General features: G+C 69.6%; 18 protein-coding genes. 16 read left to right on the top strand and 2 right to left on the bottom strand.

Annotation, left to right across the window (positions count from 1 at the left end; all coding sequences use genetic code 11):
* Positions 1–53 precede the first annotated feature (53 nt).
* Positions 54–1,772, bottom strand: coding sequence for an FAD-dependent oxidoreductase (locus ACGFYQ_RS14025; protein WP_393743460.1), 1,719 nt, complete (start codon positions 1,770–1,772; stop codon positions 54–56).
* The gene (locus ACGFYQ_RS14020) at positions 1,769–2,041 is read right to left on the bottom strand and encodes a UBP-type zinc finger domain-containing protein (RefSeq protein ID WP_362401241.1); all 273 of its coding nucleotides are present in this window, start codon (positions 2,039–2,041) and stop codon (positions 1,769–1,771) included. The genes ACGFYQ_RS14025 and ACGFYQ_RS14020 overlap by 4 nt, the downstream gene beginning before the upstream one ends.
* A 288-nt stretch (positions 2,042–2,329) precedes the next feature.
* Here ACGFYQ_RS14020 and ACGFYQ_RS14015 point away from each other — a divergent pair, with 288 nt between their 5' ends.
* The 16 genes from ACGFYQ_RS14015 (at position 2,330) to ACGFYQ_RS13940 (ending at position 16,831) form a co-directional block, all read left to right on the top strand.
* Positions 2,330–3,154 carry a type 1 glutamine amidotransferase domain-containing protein gene (locus ACGFYQ_RS14015; RefSeq protein WP_393743457.1) on the top strand — a complete coding sequence of 275 codons (825 nt, stop codon included), beginning with the start codon at positions 2,330–2,332 and terminating at the stop codon, positions 3,152–3,154.
* 33 nt (positions 3,155–3,187) lie between these two features.
* On the top strand, positions 3,188–4,831 hold the full coding sequence (locus ACGFYQ_RS14010) for a thiamine pyrophosphate-binding protein (RefSeq protein WP_393743455.1): 1,644 nt from the start codon (positions 3,188–3,190) through the stop codon (positions 4,829–4,831).
* A 38-nt stretch (positions 4,832–4,869) separates the two neighbouring features.
* A complete protein-coding gene (locus ACGFYQ_RS14005) occupies positions 4,870–5,304 on the top strand; it encodes a nuclear transport factor 2 family protein (RefSeq protein WP_393743453.1) in 435 nt (144 codons plus the stop codon).
* 23 nt (positions 5,305–5,327) lie between these two features.
* Positions 5,328–5,783: a nuclear transport factor 2 family protein gene (locus tag ACGFYQ_RS14000; protein ID WP_393743451.1), complete on the top strand. Its 456-nt coding sequence runs from the start codon at positions 5,328–5,330 to the stop codon at positions 5,781–5,783.
* A gap of 16 nt (positions 5,784–5,799) precedes the next feature.
* A complete protein-coding gene (locus ACGFYQ_RS13995; RefSeq protein WP_393743449.1) occupies positions 5,800–6,177 on the top strand; it encodes a nuclear transport factor 2 family protein in 378 nt (125 codons plus the stop codon).
* A 10-nt stretch (positions 6,178–6,187) separates the two neighbouring features.
* The gene (locus ACGFYQ_RS13990; RefSeq protein WP_393743447.1) at positions 6,188–7,792 is read left to right on the top strand and encodes a GMC family oxidoreductase; all 1,605 of its coding nucleotides are present in this window, start codon (positions 6,188–6,190) and stop codon (positions 7,790–7,792) included.
* A complete protein-coding gene (locus ACGFYQ_RS13985; RefSeq protein WP_393743445.1) occupies positions 7,785–8,396 on the top strand; it encodes a DJ-1/PfpI family protein in 612 nt (203 codons plus the stop codon). The genes ACGFYQ_RS13990 and ACGFYQ_RS13985 overlap by 8 nt, the downstream gene beginning before the upstream one ends.
* On the top strand, positions 8,396–8,875 hold the full coding sequence (locus tag ACGFYQ_RS13980; protein WP_393743443.1) for a VOC family protein: 480 nt from the start codon (positions 8,396–8,398) through the stop codon (positions 8,873–8,875). The genes ACGFYQ_RS13985 and ACGFYQ_RS13980 overlap by 1 nt, the downstream gene beginning before the upstream one ends.
* 1 nt (position 8,876) lies before the next feature.
* Entirely contained in the window at positions 8,877–10,700 is a 1,824-nt protein-coding gene (locus ACGFYQ_RS13975) for an AGE family epimerase/isomerase (RefSeq protein WP_393743441.1), read from the top strand.
* 37 nt (positions 10,701–10,737) lie between these two features.
* A complete protein-coding gene (locus ACGFYQ_RS13970) occupies positions 10,738–11,088 on the top strand; it encodes an STAS domain-containing protein (protein ID WP_215147956.1) in 351 nt (116 codons plus the stop codon).
* Positions 11,085–13,238 carry a glycogen debranching protein GlgX gene (gene glgX, locus ACGFYQ_RS13965; RefSeq protein WP_393743439.1) on the top strand — a complete coding sequence of 718 codons (2,154 nt, stop codon included), beginning with the start codon at positions 11,085–11,087 and terminating at the stop codon, positions 13,236–13,238. The genes ACGFYQ_RS13970 and glgX overlap by 4 nt, the downstream gene beginning before the upstream one ends.
* 16 nt (positions 13,239–13,254) lie before the next feature.
* The gene (locus ACGFYQ_RS13960; protein WP_215147958.1) at positions 13,255–13,566 is read left to right on the top strand and encodes an STAS domain-containing protein; all 312 of its coding nucleotides are present in this window, start codon (positions 13,255–13,257) and stop codon (positions 13,564–13,566) included.
* A complete protein-coding gene (locus ACGFYQ_RS13955; protein WP_393743436.1) occupies positions 13,563–14,036 on the top strand; it encodes an ATP-binding protein in 474 nt (157 codons plus the stop codon). The genes ACGFYQ_RS13960 and ACGFYQ_RS13955 overlap by 4 nt, the downstream gene beginning before the upstream one ends.
* Positions 14,018–15,277, top strand: a complete 1,260-nt coding sequence (locus ACGFYQ_RS13950; RefSeq protein ID WP_393743434.1) for a PP2C family protein-serine/threonine phosphatase — start codon at positions 14,018–14,020, stop codon at positions 15,275–15,277. Before ACGFYQ_RS13955 ends, ACGFYQ_RS13950 begins: the two co-directional genes overlap by 19 nt.
* Positions 15,278–16,021 carry an AAA family ATPase gene (locus ACGFYQ_RS13945; RefSeq protein WP_393743432.1) on the top strand — a complete coding sequence of 248 codons (744 nt, stop codon included), beginning with the start codon at positions 15,278–15,280 and terminating at the stop codon, positions 16,019–16,021. It begins immediately after the preceding gene.
* A gap of 69 nt (positions 16,022–16,090) precedes the next feature.
* On the top strand, positions 16,091–16,831 hold the full coding sequence (locus tag ACGFYQ_RS13940; RefSeq protein ID WP_393743430.1) for a type 1 glutamine amidotransferase domain-containing protein: 741 nt from the start codon (positions 16,091–16,093) through the stop codon (positions 16,829–16,831).
* The last annotated feature ends 32 nt before the right edge of the window (positions 16,832–16,863 follow it).

Here is a 16,863-nt window from a genome sequence, read left to right as displayed (position 1 = left end):
TAATTAACGTTGCATCCGTTGGATGCTTGATCGCAAGCTTTTCGCGTTCGCTCTCAGCCCATCGAGCGGTAGCGGTGGATCAGGGAGACCGCCATCGCGCCCTCGCCGACGCCCGACGCGACCCGCTTCACCGAGTGCGCCCGGACGTCGCCCGCCGCGAACACGCCCGGCACGCTGGTCTCCAGCGGGTAGGGGGCGCGCTCCAGGCTCCACTCGGCCGGGAGTTCGCCGCCGTTCGCGATCAGGTCCGAGCCGGTGAGGACGAAGCCGTACTCGTCCCGCTCGACGACGCCCGAGAGCCAGTCGGTGTGCGGGCGGGCGCCGATGAACGTGAACATGAAGCGGGCCGGGATCTCCGTGTCCTCGCCCGTCTCCCCGTCGTGGAGGGTCAGCCGTTCCAGGTGCTCGTCGCCGTCCAGCCGGACCACCGTCGTGCGGACCCTCACCTCGATGTTCGGGGTGCGGTCGATCTCGTCGATCAGGTAGCGGGACATGCTCGCGTCCAGCGAGGCCGCGCGGACCAGGATCGTCACGCGGGCGGCGTACTTGGCGAAGTGCACCGCTGCCTGGCCGGCCGAGTTGGCCCCGCCCACGATGAACACGTGCTGCGAGATGCACGCCGAGCTCTCGGTCGTGGCCGCGCCGTAGTAGAGACCGGCTCCCTCGAAGCGGTCCGCGCCCGGGGCGTCGAGGCGGTTGTACGAGACCCCGGTGGCGAGCAGGACCGTCTCGGCGGAGATCTCCGTGCCGTCGGCCAGGGTGAGGATCTTCGCCGGGTCGTCCCGGGTCAGCGAGACCACCTCCACCGGGTGCAGGATCTCGGCGCCGAACCGGGAGGCCTGGATGGTGGCCCGGCGGGTCAGGTCGCCGCCCGAGAGGCCCGAGGGGAAGCCGAGGTAGTTCTCGATCAGGCTGGAGGTGCCCGCCTGGCCGCCCGGGGCGCGGGAGTCCAGCATGAGGGTCGAGAGGCCCTCGGAGGCCGAGTACACCCCGGCCGCCAGGCCCGCGGGACCGGCCCCGACGATGACGCACTCGTAGTGCGGGCGGGAGGCCGTGGTGGCCAGGCCCAGGCGCTGGGCGAGCTCGGTGTCGGTGGGCGCGGAGAGCACCGACCCGTCCGGGAAGCGGACCAGCGGGAGCGCCGCGTCGGCCTGGGCGGCCGCGATCACGGTCAGCGCCTCGGGGTCCCGTTCCACGTTGAGGAAGCGGAACGGCTGGCCGTTTCGGGTGAAGAAGTCCCGCACGGCGTGGGTGCCGGGGGAGACCAGGTGGCCGGCCACGATGATCCCGTCGTACGCGGGCCGGTAGGTGGCCAGCCAGTCCGACAGCAGGTCGTCCAGGACCGGGAAGAGCCGCTCGTGCGGCGGGTCCCACGGCTTGAGCAGGTAGTAGTCCAGCCGGACCCGGTTGATGGCGGTGATCGCCGCGTCGGTCTCCGCGTACGCGGTCAGCAGCACGCGGCGGGCGTCCGGGAAGCGGCTGACCGCCTCGAGCAGGAACTCGACGCCGGTGACGTCCGGCATCCGCTGGTCCACGAGGAACAGCGCCGGGTCGTGGCCGCGTTCGTCGAGGGAGTCCAGGATCTTCAGGGCGTCGGCGGCCGAGGAGGCGCCGAGCACCCGGTAGCGGTCGCCGTAGGCGCTGCGCAGGTCGCGGCGGACCGCGCGGAGCACCTGCGGGTCGTCGTCCACGGCCAGGATGACGGGCTTCTTGTTCTCCACGTGCTCGGCGGCGGCCGCCACGGCGGCCGCGCTCTCCGGGGCCGCGCTCACGCCGGGTCCAGCATCAGCTTGTCGGCGTAGCACCAGGCCCAGTCCTCGCCGGGCTCGTGCGAGGCCGCGATGGGGTGCTCGGTGGTGCGGTAGTGGCGGGTGGCGTGACGGTTCTTCGAGGAGTCGCAGCATCCGACGTGCCCGCAGCTGAGGCACATCCGCAGGTGCACCCAGCTGTCACCGGCGATGAGGCACTCCTCGCAGCCCTCGGTCCCGGGCTTCACCGGACGTATCCGATCGATGTGTGTGCACAACAGGTCCATCGTCATCGTCCCCGTCCCTCTCCTCGTGCTCGTGCTCACTCGTCAACACAGTCCGCGCGCCCGTGATTCACGACGCGTCCAGACCATAGAGCGCGGCTCTTGTAATGGTTCAGCGATTCGGCCGAAGTCAGGTAGTCCTGAAGCTACTTCATGACGTCGGCGGACGACTTCCTGAGGTGCCCCCATGAGGTGGCCCGCTACCTCACGAAGTCGCACACCGGCGCTTTGACGAAGGCTCCGGGCGCGGCCAGTGTGGGGGACGCCAACGACAACAGGCGGCGCCTGGAGGAATACGTGAGCAGAAAGATTCTGGTCATTGTCTCCGAACACGGTTACTGGGCCGAAGAACTGATAGGGCCCGTATCCAAGTTCGATGAGCGGGGCTACGAGGTCATATTCGCCACGCCGACCGGAAAGCGTGCACACGCTCTTCCGCCGAGCCTCGACGCGAACTACATCGATCCTCCGCTGGGACGCTCGGTCACCACCGAGGAGAACGCCCGGCTGGGGCGGGAGTTCGAGCAGTCGAGCCGGCTGGACTCGCCGCTCGACATCGAGGCGTGGGTCCCGGAGCGCCCGTACACGAGCGACGAGGGCTATCTGCGGAAGCTGGAGCAGTACCACCGCGATCTGGACAAGCTCGACGCCGACATCGCCGACTACGACGCGATCCTCATCGTCGGCGGCAGCGGCCCGATCGCCGACCTCGCCAACAACGAGCGCGTGCACGCCCTGATCCTGGCCTTCAAGAAGGCCGGCAAGGTCGTGGCCGCGGAGTGCTACGGGGTCGCCTGCCTGGCCTTCGCCCGGGACTGGAGCGACCGCAAGAGCATCATCTGGGGCAAGCACGTGACCGGCCACTGCAAGGAGTACGACTACAAGGACGGCACCGGATTCCTCGGTACCGACTTCAACATGGGGCCGCCGCCGTATCCGCTGGAATACATCCTGCGCGACGCGACGGGCCCGCGCGGCGCGTACCACGGGAATTTCGGCAAGCCGGTCTCGGTCATCGTCGACTTCCCGTTCGTGACCGGACGTTCCACGCCTGACTCGTACCTCACGGGACAGAAGATCGTGGAAGTCCTGGAAGACGGTCTCACCCGTTACGGCTGGTAATTCCGGCAACTCGTGGGAATGAGGGGGAGTTCGATGAACACCGGAGCCACTCCCGGACGGGAAAGGCTGATCGAGCAGTTCAAGGCCGACGGCCTGAATGTGATGTTCGGAAATCCTGGGACGGTGGAACAGGGATTCCTCGACGCGGTGGACGCGGCCGAGGACTTCCAGTACGTCCTCGCCCTCCAGGAGACCGTGGCCGCCGGTATCGCCGACGGATACGCCCGGGCGACCGGCGGCGCGGCGCTCCTCCAGCTGCACTCCGGGGTGGGGCTGGGCAACGGCATCGGCATGCTCTACCAGTCGCTGCGCGGCCACACCCCGCTCGTCGTGGTCGCCGGTGACGCCGGGGTGCGATACGACGCCATGGACGCCCAGATGGCGTCCGATCTGGTGGCGATGGCCAAGCCGGTGACGAAGTACGCGACCCGGGTCACCGACCGGCACTCCGTGCTCCGCACCATCCGGCGGGCCGTGAAGATCGCGCTCACCCCGCCCCGCGGGCCCGTGTTCGTGGCGCTGCCGATGGACGTGCTGGACGAGCTCAACTCCGAGCCCGTCCTGCCCGCCACGGTGCCGCTCACGGACGTGGCGCCCTCGCCCGCCTCGGTGGGGCGGGCGGCCGAGCTGCTCGCCTCCGCCGAGCGGCCGGTCGTCCTGATCGGGGACGGGGTCTCGCTCTCCGGGGCGCAGAACGAACTGGCCGCCGTCGCCGAGCTGCTGGGCGCCGACGTGTACGAGGTCGACTCCTCCGAGGTCAACATCGCGGCGTCGCACCCGCTGCGGCGGGGCCAGACGGGCCACATGTTCGGCCCGCACAGCAAGGAGCTCGTCGGGGACGCCGACGGGGTGCTGATCGTCGGCACCTATGTCTTCCCGGAGGTGTTCCCCGAACTGGAGAGCCCCTTCCGGGAGGGCGCGAAGGTCGTCCACATCGACCTCAACGCGTACGAGATCGCCAAGAACCACCCGGTGGACCTGGGCCTCGCCGCGGATCCCAAGCAGGCGCTGCGCGCGCTGGCCGGCGTACTGGAGCACCGGCTGACCCCGCAGCGGCGGGCGGCCGCGGCCGCCCGGCTCGACGTACGGACCCGGGAGCGGGCCCGCGAGGCGCAGCCGGCCACCGACGACGGCACGCCGATGGCGGTCTTCCTGCGGACCCTCGCCGAGCGCACCGGCGGGGACCTGATCGTCTTCGACGAGGCGCTGACCACCTCCCCGCTGGTCACGAAGTACCTGCCGGCGGAACGCCCGGGCGACTACCACCTCACCCGGGGCGGTTCCCTGGGCGTGGGCTTCCCGGGCGCGGTCGGCGCCAAGCTCGCCCGCCCGGACCGGCTCGTCGTCGGCTTCGCGGGCGACGGCGGGTCGATGTACACGTACCAGGCGCTGTGGACGGCGGCCCGGCACGGCATCGACGCCAAGTTCGTGGTCTGCAACAACCGCAAGTACCGGCTGCTGGACGACAACATCGCCCAGTACTGGCGGGAGCGGGACATCCCCGAGCACGGATTCCCGGGCTCCTTCGACCTCTCCCACCCCGAGATCGACTTCGCCGGGCTGGCCCGGTCGCTCGGCGCCGGCGGGATGCGGGTGGAGAAGCCGGACGAGGCGGCGGCCGCCGTGAGCCGGATGCTGGCCCACCCCGGTCCGTTCCTCGTCGACATCCAGATCTGACCAGAGCAGTCACGCAGCACAGAACAGGAGGAGACCGCATGCCCGCCGAGCGGCAGTTGACCGAGGACGCGATCCGCAGTTTCGCCGAGGACTGGTACGTGGCGCTGGACCGGCACGTAGGACTGGCCGAGGTGCTCGCCCTGATCACCGAGGACCTGGAGTTCAAGGTCCCCGAGGACACCTTCCTGGGCCACCAGGGCTTCGGCCGCTGGTACGAGGCCGTCACCAACCGGTTCTTCGACGAGGTGCACAGGGTCACGAAGGTGGAGCCCGTCATCGAGGGCGACCGGGCGGTCGTCCGGGTGCTCGTCAACTGGCAGGCCAAGATCTGGGACCCGCCGGCCGCCCGCAGCCAGTGGCTCGGATTCGACGCCGACCAGACCTGGACCGTGGTCGCCGGTCCCGACGGACCGCTGATCAAGCAGTACACCGTCAACGACCTGGCGCCGATGCCCGGTTCCGGCTCCCTCTGACCGCCGGCGAAGGAGAAGCCACGATGACCGAAGTGACACGGGAGCGGGTGCAGGCGGCCTACGCCGCCCTCGGCTCCGGCGACCGGGCGCGCATCCTGGAGTACTACTCCGAGGACCTGCGCTGGCTGGTACCGGGCAACCACCCGCTCGCCGGCTGGTACGAGAGCCTGGACGCCTTCCTGGAGCTGATGGGGCAGACCCACAAGCTCACGGGCGGCACCTTCCGGATGGACCTGGAAGCGGTGCTCGTCGGCGAGGACTGTTCCGCCGACGTGTGCCGCAACGTCGCCCTGCGGGACGGCGCGGCCCAGGACAGCCGGTCCCCGTACGAGCGGATGGACTACCCGGTCTTCCACTTCATGCGGTGGCGGGACGGCCGGATCGTCGAGGGTCGCGACGGGCTCTTCGGCGACTCGGCCTCCGCCTTCAGCCAGTTCTGGGCGCCGTTCGCGCCGGACGGAACCCGCAGGGACCGATAGGGGGATGAGGGACGCCATGGATGCGCGAGAGATTCTGACGAGGTACTACGAGTACGCCAACGCCGGGGACTGGGACCGCTGGTGCGACCTGTTCGCCGACGACCAGGTCATGGACGAGCAGCTCGCCGGCCACATCGAGGGCCTCGAACTGCTGCGCTCGATGATGAAGGGCATGGGCACCATGTACCGGGTCTTCCGGAACGAGCCCGTGCACTTCCTCGTCGACGCAGGCGGGGAGAAGGCCGCGGCCGTCTCCCACCTGACCGCGGTCAGCGCCTCGGGCGAGTCCATCGAGGCCGAGGTCATGAACTTCTTCCGGATCGTGGACGGAAAGATCGCCTACATGGCGAACTACCACGACACCGTCCCCTTCCAGGTGCTGAGCCAGGGCTGAGGGGGGACCCGTGAGCGTGGAAGAGTACGACTACATCGTCGTGGGATCCGGTACCGCGGGCAGTGTCCTCGCCAACCGCCTCTCCGAGGACCCGGACGTCACCGTCCTCGTCCTGGAGGCGGGCGGCTCCCGGATCCCGCCCGAGGTGGACGACCCGTCCTCCTGGTACAAGCTGCTCGGCGGGCCCGTGGACTGGGGCTACACCAGCACCCCGCAGCCCGGCCTGGGCGGCCGCCGCACCTACGAACCGCGCGGCAAGGCCCCCGGCGGCAGCAGCAACCTCTACATCATGATGCACATCCGGGGCCACGCCTCGGACTTCGACAACTGGGCCTACCAGGGCGCGGCCGGCTGGGCGTACGAGGACGTGCTCCCGTACTTCGCCCTCCTGGAGGGCCAGGAGGACGCCACCGCCGCCACCACCGGCACCCGCGGCCCCCAGCGCATCACCAACGCCGGGCAGCACGGCCCCAACCCGGTCTCCCGCGCCTTCATCGACGCGGCCGTCGAGCTGGGGCACGAGGAGATCGCCGACTTCAACACCGACGGTCCCCGGCGCGGCCTCTTCGGCACCGGCTGGCACCACATCGACGTGGCCGACGGCCGCCGCCAGGGCACCCTCGCCTCGTACCTGGAGCCCGCGCTCGGCCGCCCCAACCTGACCCTGCGCACCAGCGCGCAGAGCACCCGGCTGCTCTTCGACGGGGACACCTGCACGGGCGTCGAGTACGTCCAGCTCCAGGCCCCCGCCGAGTTCCCGGGCCGGACCGTCGCGGACGGCCACAGCAGCACCGCCGAGCCCGGCCCGCACACCGTACGGGCCCGCCGCGAGGTGATCGTGGCCGCCGGGGCGATCGAGTCCCCGAAGCTGCTGCTGCTCTCCGGCATCGGGCACCCGCACCAGCTGCGCGAACACGGCATCGAGGTCACCGCGGCCCTGCCCGGGGTCGGCGAGAACTTCCACAACCACGTCCTGACCGGGCTGATGGCCGAGGTCACCCAGGAGCTCCCGCCGCCGGCGCAGAACCTGTCGGAGAGCGCTCTGTTCCTGTCCTCCCGGCCGGGACTGCCCGCGCCGGACCTGCAGATCGCCTTCGTCCACGTGCCCTTCGACGTGATCGTCGGCCAGGACCACCCGAACACGGTGTCCATCCTGCCCGGGGTCGTACGGCCCGTCTCGCGTGGCTGGATCAAGCTCGCCAGCGCCGACCCCCTGGCCCACCCGCTGATCAACCCGAACTACCTGGGCGACCGGTGGGACCTGGAGCGGATGGTGCAGGGCGTCAAGACCGCCCGGGAGATCTTCGCGACCTCCGCCTTCTCCCCCTGGTACAAGCAGGAGCTCCAGCCCGGACCGGGCACCGTGTCCGACGACGACCTGCGCACCTTCGTGAAGCAGAAGTCGGAGAGCTACCACCACCAGGCCGGCTCCTGCCGCATGGGCATCGACGACCTCTCCGTCGTCGACCCCGAGCTGCGCGTGCACGGCGTACGGAACCTGCGCGTCGTCGACGCGAGCGTGATGCCCGCGGTCCCGTCGGGCAACTGCCACACCGCCATCGCGATGATCGCCGAACGCGCGGCGGACTTCCTGAAGGGGGCGTCCCGTGCCTGACGCCGTACTGCGCGAGGGCGCGCTGAGCGGGACCCGGATCGCGGTCCTGGTCGAGAGCGACTTCTACGAGCCGGAGATCTTCTACTACCAGCACCGGTTCGCGGAGGAGGGCGCCGAGGTCGACTTCCTGACCCGGCTGTGGGGCAACGACTCCATCACCTTCTCCGGCCACGAGTACCGGGCGCCCTTCACCGCCAGCCAGTCCCTGGAGGGGCTGAGCGACGACGAGCTGCGCCGGTACGCGGCGATCATCGTGCCCTCGGGCATGGTGGCCGACCGGCTGCGCTACACCGAGGACGTGGACCAGCTGGCCCCGGCGACGGAGCTGCTGTGCCGGGCCTTCGAGGAGCCGACGGTCCTGAAGGGGATCATCTGCCACGGCATGTGGCTGGCCTCCTCGATCCCCGGCAAGATCCGCGGTCGCAAGGTGGTCTGCCACAACAACCTCATCGGAGACGTCCGCAACATGGGCGGCGAGTACGTCGACGAGGACGTGGTCGTCGACGGGGACCTGGTCACCGGCCGCACCGGCGCCCACCACCACCTCTTCGCCCGCCGGATCATCGAGCTGATCGCGGCCGGGCGGGGCCGGGGGCAGGCCTGATGGCCGGGCCGACCTGGTCGCACGTGGGCCTGAACTGCGCGGACCAGAAGACCACCGAGGAGTTCTACACCCGGTACTTCGGCTTCACCAGGGCCCGGGTGGTCGACCTGGGCGAGGCCCGGATCGTGTTCCTGCGCAAGGGGGACGCGTACCTGGAGCTCTTCGCGGCCGGCGCCGAACCGGCCCGCCCGGCCCACGACGACGGGCCGCAGGCCCCGGGGCGGATGCGCCACCTGGCCTTCCAGACCGACAGCGTGGACGCGTTCCTGGCCGAGCTGGGCGACGCGGCCGAAGTGACCCTGGGACCGCTGGACTTCGACGACTTCATCTGCGGCTGGCGGACCGTGTGGGTCCGCGACCCCGACGGAGTGATCGTCGAGATCAGCCAGGGGTACGAGGACGACCGCACTCAGGGCAGCACTCACGACAGCACTCCCGACCGCACTCACGAGGGCTCTCACGACAAGGACGGTGCATGACATGGCGGATGCCGTGAGCTTCTCCTTCTCCGACACCATCGCCGGATACGTCACCCGCTTCGACTCCGGCTCGCGCGTGCTGGGTCTGAAGACCTCCGACGGGCGTGCCTTCGACGTCTCGCTCGCCGGTGACCCCAGCGCCGAGCTGGTCCGCAACCTGGACGAGCCCTACATCGACGCCTCCGGGCACATCGACGAGATGCTGTCGCCGGGCCGGTTCCTCTTCGTCTACGGAGTCCACTACCCGGAGCACGGCGGGCGTTTCGACGCCAAGCGCCTGGTGTTCCTGGGCCGCGGAGCCGAGGACTACCGCTTCGAGGAGCCCAGCTGGTGGATCAAGCAGATCGAGTCGCTGGCCGACTTCTACAAGCGGGCGCAGTTCGGCGACGGGCCGGTGGACTTCACCGAGTACCGCACCGAGATCCGGCTCGGCGGTGACAAGACCGCCAGCCACGTCCAGGAGACCGACACGATCTCCCGCCTCGTCTACGGCATGGCCTCGGCCTACCTGCTGACCGGCAAGGACGAGTACCTGGAGGTCGCCGAGCGCGGCACCGAGTACCTGCGCAAGCACATGCGGGTCGTGGACAGCGAGGAGGACGTGGTCTTCTGGTACCACGGCATCAGCGTCGACGGGGACAGCGAGCGCAAGCTGTTCACCTCGGAGTTCTCCGACGACTACGACGCGATCCCGATGTACGAGCAGATCTACGCGCTGGCCGGCCCGATCCAGACGTACCGGGTCACCGGTGACATCCGGATCAAGAACGACGCGGACGCCACCATCCGGCTGTTCGACAAGTTCTTCTTCGACCCGGAGCAGGGCGGCTACTACTCGCACATCGACCCGATCCTCTTCAGCGCCGACCACGAGTCCCTCGGCGAGAACGCCGAGCGCAAGAACTGGAACTCGGTCGGCGACCACGCGCCCGCGTACCTGATCAACCTGTACCTGGCGACCGGCGACCAGAAGTACGCCGACTTCCTCGAGTACACCTTCGACACCATCGCGGACAAGTTCCCGGACTACAAGAACAGCCCCTTCGTCCAGGAGCGCTTCAACCGGGACTGGTCGCACGACACCCAGCACAGCTGGCAGCAGAACCGCGCGGTGGTCGGTCACAACCTGAAGATCGCCTGGAACCTGATGCGGATGAACTCGCTGAAGCCCAAGCCGGCCTACGAGGAGCTCGCCAGGAAGATCGGCGAGATCATGCCGGCGGTCGGCAGCGACGTGCAGCGCGGCGGCTGGTACGACGTCGTCGAGCGGATCAAGTCCGGCGACGAGGAGACGTATCGTTTCGCCTGGCACGACCGCAAGGCCTGGTGGCAGCAGGAGCAGGCGATCCTCGCCTACCTCATCCTGAACGGCACGGTCGGCGGCGACGCGAACCTGCGCGAGGCCCGGCAGGCGCAGGCCTTCTACAACACCTTCTTCCTCGACCACGACGAGGGCGCCGTCTACTTCAACGTGCTCGCCAGCGGTACGCCGTACCTGCTCGGCACCGAGCGGCTCAAGGGCAGCCACTCGATGTCCATGTACCACTCGGCGGAGCTCTGCTACCTCTCCGCCGTCTACAACAACCTGCTCGTCAACGGCCGGGAGATGGACTTCCACTTCCAGCCCGACCCGACCAACCTGCCCGACCGGATCCTGCGCGTCTCGCCCGACCTGCTCCCGGCCGGCTCGGTGCGGATCGCGTCCGTGGAGATCGACGAGAAGCCGTACGACGACTTCGACGCCGATGCCCTCACCGTACGGCTGCCCGACGTCCAGGGGCGGGTGAAGGTCAAGGTCCGGCTGCGTCCAGTGGCCAAGAAGTAGCGCTCAACGGGGGGCGCCCCAACCAGAGGGGAAAGCAATGACTCTCAACGTCAAGGAACGCCGGAACAAGACGGGCACCGTGCTCGTCGCCACCGGTGAGATCAACAGCGAGACATCCGGTTCGCTGCTCCAGGCGCTGCTGCCGCTCGTGCGCGAGGGCAAGCCGCTGAAGATCGACCTCACCGCGGTCACCTACGTCTCCAGCGCGGGCCTGCGCACCCTGCTCGTGGTCTACCGCGAGGCGCAGCACGCCGGCGTCGCCGTCACCCTCTACGGGGTGAGCGAGGAAGTCCGGTTCGTCATGTCGGCCACCGGGTTCCTCGACTTCTTCGAGACCGGTGAGGCAGCGGCCGCGGCCGCCAAGGCCAAGGCCAAGGCCGCGCGATGAGCGAGGCCCAGTCCGAGCAGGTCCTGCGCGTCGACGCGTACCCGACCCACGAGGTGGGCGGGTACCGCGTCCGCGCCGGCAAACCGTTCCCCTTCGGGGCCAATGTGGTCCCCGGCGGGGTCAGCTTCTCCGTCTTCTCCGACCAGGCCACCTCCATGACCCTGGTCATCTACAAGCGCGGAGAGCCCGAGCCGATGGCCGAGCTGGAATTCCCCGAGGAATTCCGCACCGGCAGCGTCTTCGCCATGACGGTCTTCGGCCTCGACCACGAGAACATCGAGTACGGGTACCGGGCCGACGGCCCCTACGACCCGGTCACCGGCCACCGCTTCGACGCCCGGCAGGTGCTCTCCGACCCGTACGCCCGGCTGATCGCCGGCCGCGACGTGTGGGGCGTGGAGCCGGACCGCAGCCGCGGCTACCAGTACCGCTCCCGGGTCTGCCTCCAGGACTTCGACTGGGGCGACGACACCCCGCTGGGCATCCCCGCCGAGGACCTCGTCGTCTACGAGACCCACGTGCGCGGCTTCACCCGGCACCCCTCCTCGGGCGTCACCGCCCCCGGCACCTTCGCGGGGCTGCGCGAGAAGATCCCGTACCTCAAGGAACTCGGGGTGAACTGCATCGAGCTGCTCCCCGTCTTCGAGTTCGACGAGAGCGACAACCCGCGCTCCAACCCGGAGACCGGCGAGAAGCTCTTCGACTACTGGGGCTACAACACCGTCTCGTTCTTCGCGCCGAAGGCCGGCTACGCGGCCACCGGACGGTACGGGATGCAGGGCGACGAGTTCCGCACCCTGATCAAGGACCTGCACGCGGCCGGCATCGAGGTCATCCTCGACGTCGTCTTCAACCACACCGCCGAGGGCAACGAGCAGGGCCCGACGATCTCCTTCAAGGGGCTCGACAACGCCACGTACTACATGCTCACGCCCGAGGGGTACTACTTCAACTTCAGCGGCACGGGCAACACCGTCAACTGCAACCACCCCGTCGTGCGCAACTACGTGCTCGACTGCCTGCGCCACTGGGTCGCCGACTACCACGTCGACGGCTTCCGCTTCGACCTCGCGGCCATCCTCGGCCGGGCCCTGGACGGCACCCCGCTGCCCAACCCGCCGCTGCTGGAACTGCTCGCCTACGACCCGGTGCTGCGGCACACCAAGCTCATCGCCGAGGCCTGGGACGCGGGCGGCCTCTACGAGGTCGGCAACTTCCCGGCGTACGGCCGCTGGGCGGAGTGGAACGGGAAGTACCGCGACACCGTGCGCAGCTTCCTCAAGGGCGACCCCGGGGTGACCGGCGAACTGGCCACCCGCATCGCCGGCTCGCCCGACCTCTACACCGGCCGCGGCACCGCCGCCTCGGTCAACTTCCTGACCGCGCACGACGGTTTCACCCTCGCCGACCTGGTCTCCTACAACGACAAGCACAACGAGGCCAACGGCGAGGGCAACAACGACGGCGGCAACGACAACGCCAGCTGGAACTGCGGCGCCGAGGGACCGACCGACGATCCCGAGATCAACGCGCTGCGCACCCGGCAGATGAAGAACGCCCTCGCCATCCTCTTCACCAGCCAGGGCATCCCGATGCTGCTGGCCGGGGACGAGGTCGCGCGCACCCAGCAGGGCAACAACAACACGTACTGCCAGGACAACGAGCTGTCCTGGTTCGACTGGGACCAGGTCGACGACAACGCCGAACTGCTCCGGTTCACGCGGGAGATGATCGCCTTCCGCAAGCACCACCGCGAGCTGCGCTCCACCGCCCACCCCACCGGACAGGTCCGCGAGAACCTGGGCCTGCCGGACATCAGCTGGCACGGGGAGCGGGCCTGGCAGCCCGACTGGTCGGCGGAGAGCCGGCTGCTGGCGGTGGCCCGGTGCGGCACCGGCGACGACGACGTGGTGTACGTGGCCATGAACTCGCACTGGGAGTCGCACGACCTGGAACTGCCCGCGCTGCCCGGCGGGCGGAGCTGGCACCTGTTCGCCGACACGGGGGCCGAGGCGCCGCACGACATCCGCACCCCGGGCGCCGAGCAGGAACTGGACAACGCCGGGAAGTACCTGATCGGCCCGCGGTCGGTCGTGATCCTGGTGGGCCGTACCAATACCCCGCTTTCCGAGACGACTGAGATGCTGTGACCGAAGGAGACCTGACATGCCGCTTTCCGTGTCCCTGAGCATCGAGGGCGACACCACCGTGATCGAACTGACGGGCGAACTGGACGCCAAGACCGCGCCGGACTTCCACCAGACCATCGAGAAGGCCGCCGGACACGGCACCAGCACCGTCGAGATCAGGATGGCCGGCGTCGGCTACATGGCCAGCGCCGGACTCCGCTCCCTGGTCTTCGCCCAGCAGAAGGTCGCGAACAACGTCACCATCAAGGTGGTCGGTGCCATCGAGCCCGTGTCCCGGACCATCCGGACGGCAGGGCTCGACCGCAGCATCGTCCTCTCCGATGAGTGACCACCGTGAGTGACATGGTCGAACTGGCGAGGACGCCCGTCGTACTGGAGGTGCCCGCGACGGTCGGGGCACTGGGCGAGATCGCCTCGTTCGTCCTGCGGCTGGCCGGACGGGCGGCCCTGGACAAGGGCGCCGCCTACCGGCTCCGGCTGGCCGTGGACGAGCTGGCCACGAACATCGTGATGCACGGGTACCGGGGCGGCGACGGACGGATCACCGTCCGCGGCCGCTCCGGCCCGGGCGGGGTGCAGATCACCATCGAAGACGCCGCACCCGCCTTCGACCCCGTCGAAGGCCGCCTCCCGCCCGTCCCCGGGGTCGCCCCCGAGGAACGGCGGATCGGCGGCCTCGGCATCCACCTGGCGCTGACCAGCGTGGACGAGTTCAGCTATGCGCACAGGGACGGCCGCAACATCAGCACGCTGACAGTGAAGGCTGAGGGGACGGACCCATGCCCTCCACGACCGTGATCATCCTCGACGAGTACCCGCCACCGCCGCCCGAGCTGTTCGAGGCGCTGCGGACCATGGACGCGGAACTCGTCACCCGTACGCTGACGGAGCTCCGGGAAGGCCCGCAGGAACTGCTTCCCGTCGCGGACGTGCTGCTCGCCCCGGCCGAGTCCGACGGGGAGTCCGTACGGATGGCCGTACGCCGGCTGCGCCGCTGGGCCGGGGCCCCCATCGTGGTCGTCTGGACGGTGACCGAGTTCGCCGCCCTGGAGGAACACGTCCGGATCGGGCACGACTACCTCGTCCCTCCCTTCCTGCCCGCCCTCGTCGGGGCCCGGCTGCACAGCTGCTCGGAGCGCGCCGGACTCGGCCGCACCCTGCGCGAAGCCGACGCCCGCGCCGAACTCATGGGCTACGAGAAGGAGCTGGAGATCGGCCGGGAGATCCAGGCCGGGTTCCTGCCCGAATCGCTGCCCGTCCCGGCGGGCTGGGAGATCGACGTCCGGTTCCGGCCGGCCCGGCAGGTCGCCGGGGACTTCTACGACGTCTTCGAGATCTCCCGCGGCCGCCGGCTCGCGTTCGTCGTCGCCGACGTCTGCGACAAGGGGGTCGGGGCGGCGCTCTTCATGGCGCTCATCCGCTCGCTGCTGCGGCACACCGCGGAGAACAGCGGCCTCCAGCACCTGGTCGCCGCCGGACGCGCGGGCGGCAGCCGGCGGATCCCGGTGGTCGGTGCCACCCCGCTGCTCAACGCGGTCACCGCCACCAACGGCTACCTCACCCGCAACCACCTGCGGCAGGGCTACTTCGCCACCCTGTTCTTCGGCGTGCTCGACCCGCTGACCGGCAGCCTCGTCTACATCAACGGCGGCCACAACCCGCCACTGCTGCTGCGCGCCGACGGCAGCCGGCCCCTCGAGCTGGACGTCACCGGCCCGGCCGTCGGGGTCCTGCCCGACTGCGTGTACACCCTGGGCTACGCCCAGCTGGACCACGGCGACACGCTCTTCGCCTTCACGGACGGGGTCCCCGAGGCCCGCTGTCCCAACGGCAGCTTCCTCGGTGACGAACGGATGCTGGAACTGCTCGCGGGTGTCCCGGTGAGCGGCAAGGACGTGGTCGACCGGATGGACCTGGCGGTGCGCGAGCACACCGGCACCGCCGAACAGCACGACGACGTCACCATGCTGGCCCTGCACCGGCCACGCGCGGCGCGGGGGCCGCACGCGGACGGTGCCGGCCACAAGGTGGTGGCCTAGATGACCCGCACCATCGTCGTGCACTCGCACCGCGGTGGCACCGGGAAGTCCTCGGTACTGGCGAACCTCGCGCTGCTGATCGCGGCCGAAGGGCGCCGGGTGGGAGTGGTGGACACCGACATCCAGTCACCCACGCTGGACCTGCTGTTCCGGCTCGGACCCGGCGCCTCCCTGGCCGACTACCTGCTCGGCCGCTGCGAGATCGAGGCCGCGGCCCAGCAGGTGGGCGCGCCCGGGCTGTACGTCGTACCGGCCCGTACCGGCACCGCGGCCCTGCGCGAGCTCATGACCAGCGGCTACGACGTGGGCCTGCTCCCGGAGGGCTTCGACCGGCTGGCCGGGCACTACGCCCTCGACGTGCTGCTGCTCGACACCCACGCCGGGCTGAACAACGAGTCGGTCACCGCCATGGCGAGCGCCGACGTGCTGATGATCATGGCCCGGGCCGACCGGATCGACCTCTCCGGGGTCGAGGAGACCATCGCCCTCGCCGGGCGCCTGGCCTGCCGGCGGACCGTGGTGCTGAGCATGGCCCCCGAGGGCATCGACCGGGAACAGGCCCGGCGGCGCGCGGAGGAGGTCTACTGCGCACCCCTGGCCGGAATCCTTCCGTACTCACCGGAAATGGCGGCGCTGTACGGAGAGCGCATATTCGCAGAAGCCCATCCAGACCATCCCCTGGTCGGTGAATTCCGCACCATCATCTCGGCGTTGGACGCACGTGACGAAGTATCACGGGCCTGACGCCGTCCCCTTACGCCCCCTGCGGGGGCCGTGTTGAATCGGCAGCGAATCCAGAACAAGGAGAGAATCATGAAGATTCTCGTCGTCATGACGGCCAAGGCCACGCTCCATCTACTGGACGGCGAACAGCACCCCTCGGGATTCTGGGCCGAGGAATTCGTCGTTCCCTACCAGTTGTTCAAGGCCGCCGGCCACGCCGTGGACGTGGCGACGATCGGGGGCCAGGCCCCGACCGTCGACCAGACGAGCATCGATCCCCAGTTCCTCCAGTGGGTCCGCCCGCAGGGCTCGCCGGACGAGGACGCGGCCAACGCCGCCGAGTACGTCCGGGTCATCGAGAACACCCCCCAGCTGAAGGCCCCCATCGCGCTGGAGTCCCTGACCGAGAAGGACATCGCCGACTACGACGGCGTCTACGTCAGCGGCGGCCACGGCGCGATCGGCGACCTGCCGAAGTCCGACGAACTCGCGCAGATCCTGCGCTGGGTCATCGCCCAGGACAAGCCGCTCGCCACCGTGTGCCACGGCCACACCTCGCTGCTCGCGCTGCGCGACGGCGAGGGCCACTGGCCCTTCGAGGGCTACCGGATGACGGCCTTCTCGCACAGCGAGGAGCTCGTCACCAACATGGCCGGCCGGCTCCCGCTGATCCTGGAGGTCGAGCTCACCCGGCTCGGCGCCCGCTACGAGAAGGCCGAAGCGATCTGGGACTCCCACGTCGTCGTGGACCGAAAGCTGACCACCGGCCAGAACCCGTACTCCTCCAAGGCCCTCGCCGAGACCTTCTTAGCGCAGCTCGCGAAGGGCTAGCACCGCCCCCGCATACGACACGGAAGGCAGCC

Origin of the sequence: Streptomyces sp. NPDC048258 (assembly GCF_043201995.1) — a bacterium.
Classification (GTDB): Bacteria; Actinomycetota; Actinomycetes; order Streptomycetales; family Streptomycetaceae; genus Streptomyces.
This window is presented reverse-complemented; position numbering and strand designations above follow the sequence as displayed.

Bases quoted from the DNA above. Each gene is read 5' to 3' on its own strand.
- ACGFYQ_RS14020 (WP_362401241.1), bottom strand. From the start codon at position 2,041: ATGACGATGGACCTGTTGTGCACACACATCGATCGGATACGTCCGGTG.
- ACGFYQ_RS14010 (WP_393743455.1), top strand. From the start codon at position 3,188: ATGAACACCGGAGCCACTCCCGGACGGGAAAGGCTGATCGAGCAGTTC.
- ACGFYQ_RS14005 (WP_393743453.1), top strand. From the start codon at position 4,870: ATGCCCGCCGAGCGGCAGTTGACCGAGGACGCGATCCGCAGTTTCGCC.
- ACGFYQ_RS14000 (WP_393743451.1), top strand. From the start codon at position 5,328: ATGACCGAAGTGACACGGGAGCGGGTGCAGGCGGCCTACGCCGCCCTC.
- ACGFYQ_RS13995 (WP_393743449.1), top strand. From the start codon at position 5,800: ATGGATGCGCGAGAGATTCTGACGAGGTACTACGAGTACGCCAACGCC.
- ACGFYQ_RS13980 (WP_393743443.1), top strand. From the start codon at position 8,396: ATGGCCGGGCCGACCTGGTCGCACGTGGGCCTGAACTGCGCGGACCAG.
- ACGFYQ_RS13975 (WP_393743441.1), top strand. From the start codon at position 8,877: ATGGCGGATGCCGTGAGCTTCTCCTTCTCCGACACCATCGCCGGATAC.
- ACGFYQ_RS13970 (WP_215147956.1), top strand. From the start codon at position 10,738: ATGACTCTCAACGTCAAGGAACGCCGGAACAAGACGGGCACCGTGCTC.
- glgX (WP_393743439.1), top strand. From the start codon at position 11,085: ATGAGCGAGGCCCAGTCCGAGCAGGTCCTGCGCGTCGACGCGTACCCG.
- ACGFYQ_RS13960 (WP_215147958.1), top strand. From the start codon at position 13,255: ATGCCGCTTTCCGTGTCCCTGAGCATCGAGGGCGACACCACCGTGATC.
- ACGFYQ_RS13950 (WP_393743434.1), top strand. From the start codon at position 14,018: ATGCCCTCCACGACCGTGATCATCCTCGACGAGTACCCGCCACCGCCG.
- ACGFYQ_RS13945 (WP_393743432.1), top strand. From the start codon at position 15,278: ATGACCCGCACCATCGTCGTGCACTCGCACCGCGGTGGCACCGGGAAG.
- ACGFYQ_RS13940 (WP_393743430.1), top strand. From the start codon at position 16,091: ATGAAGATTCTCGTCGTCATGACGGCCAAGGCCACGCTCCATCTACTG.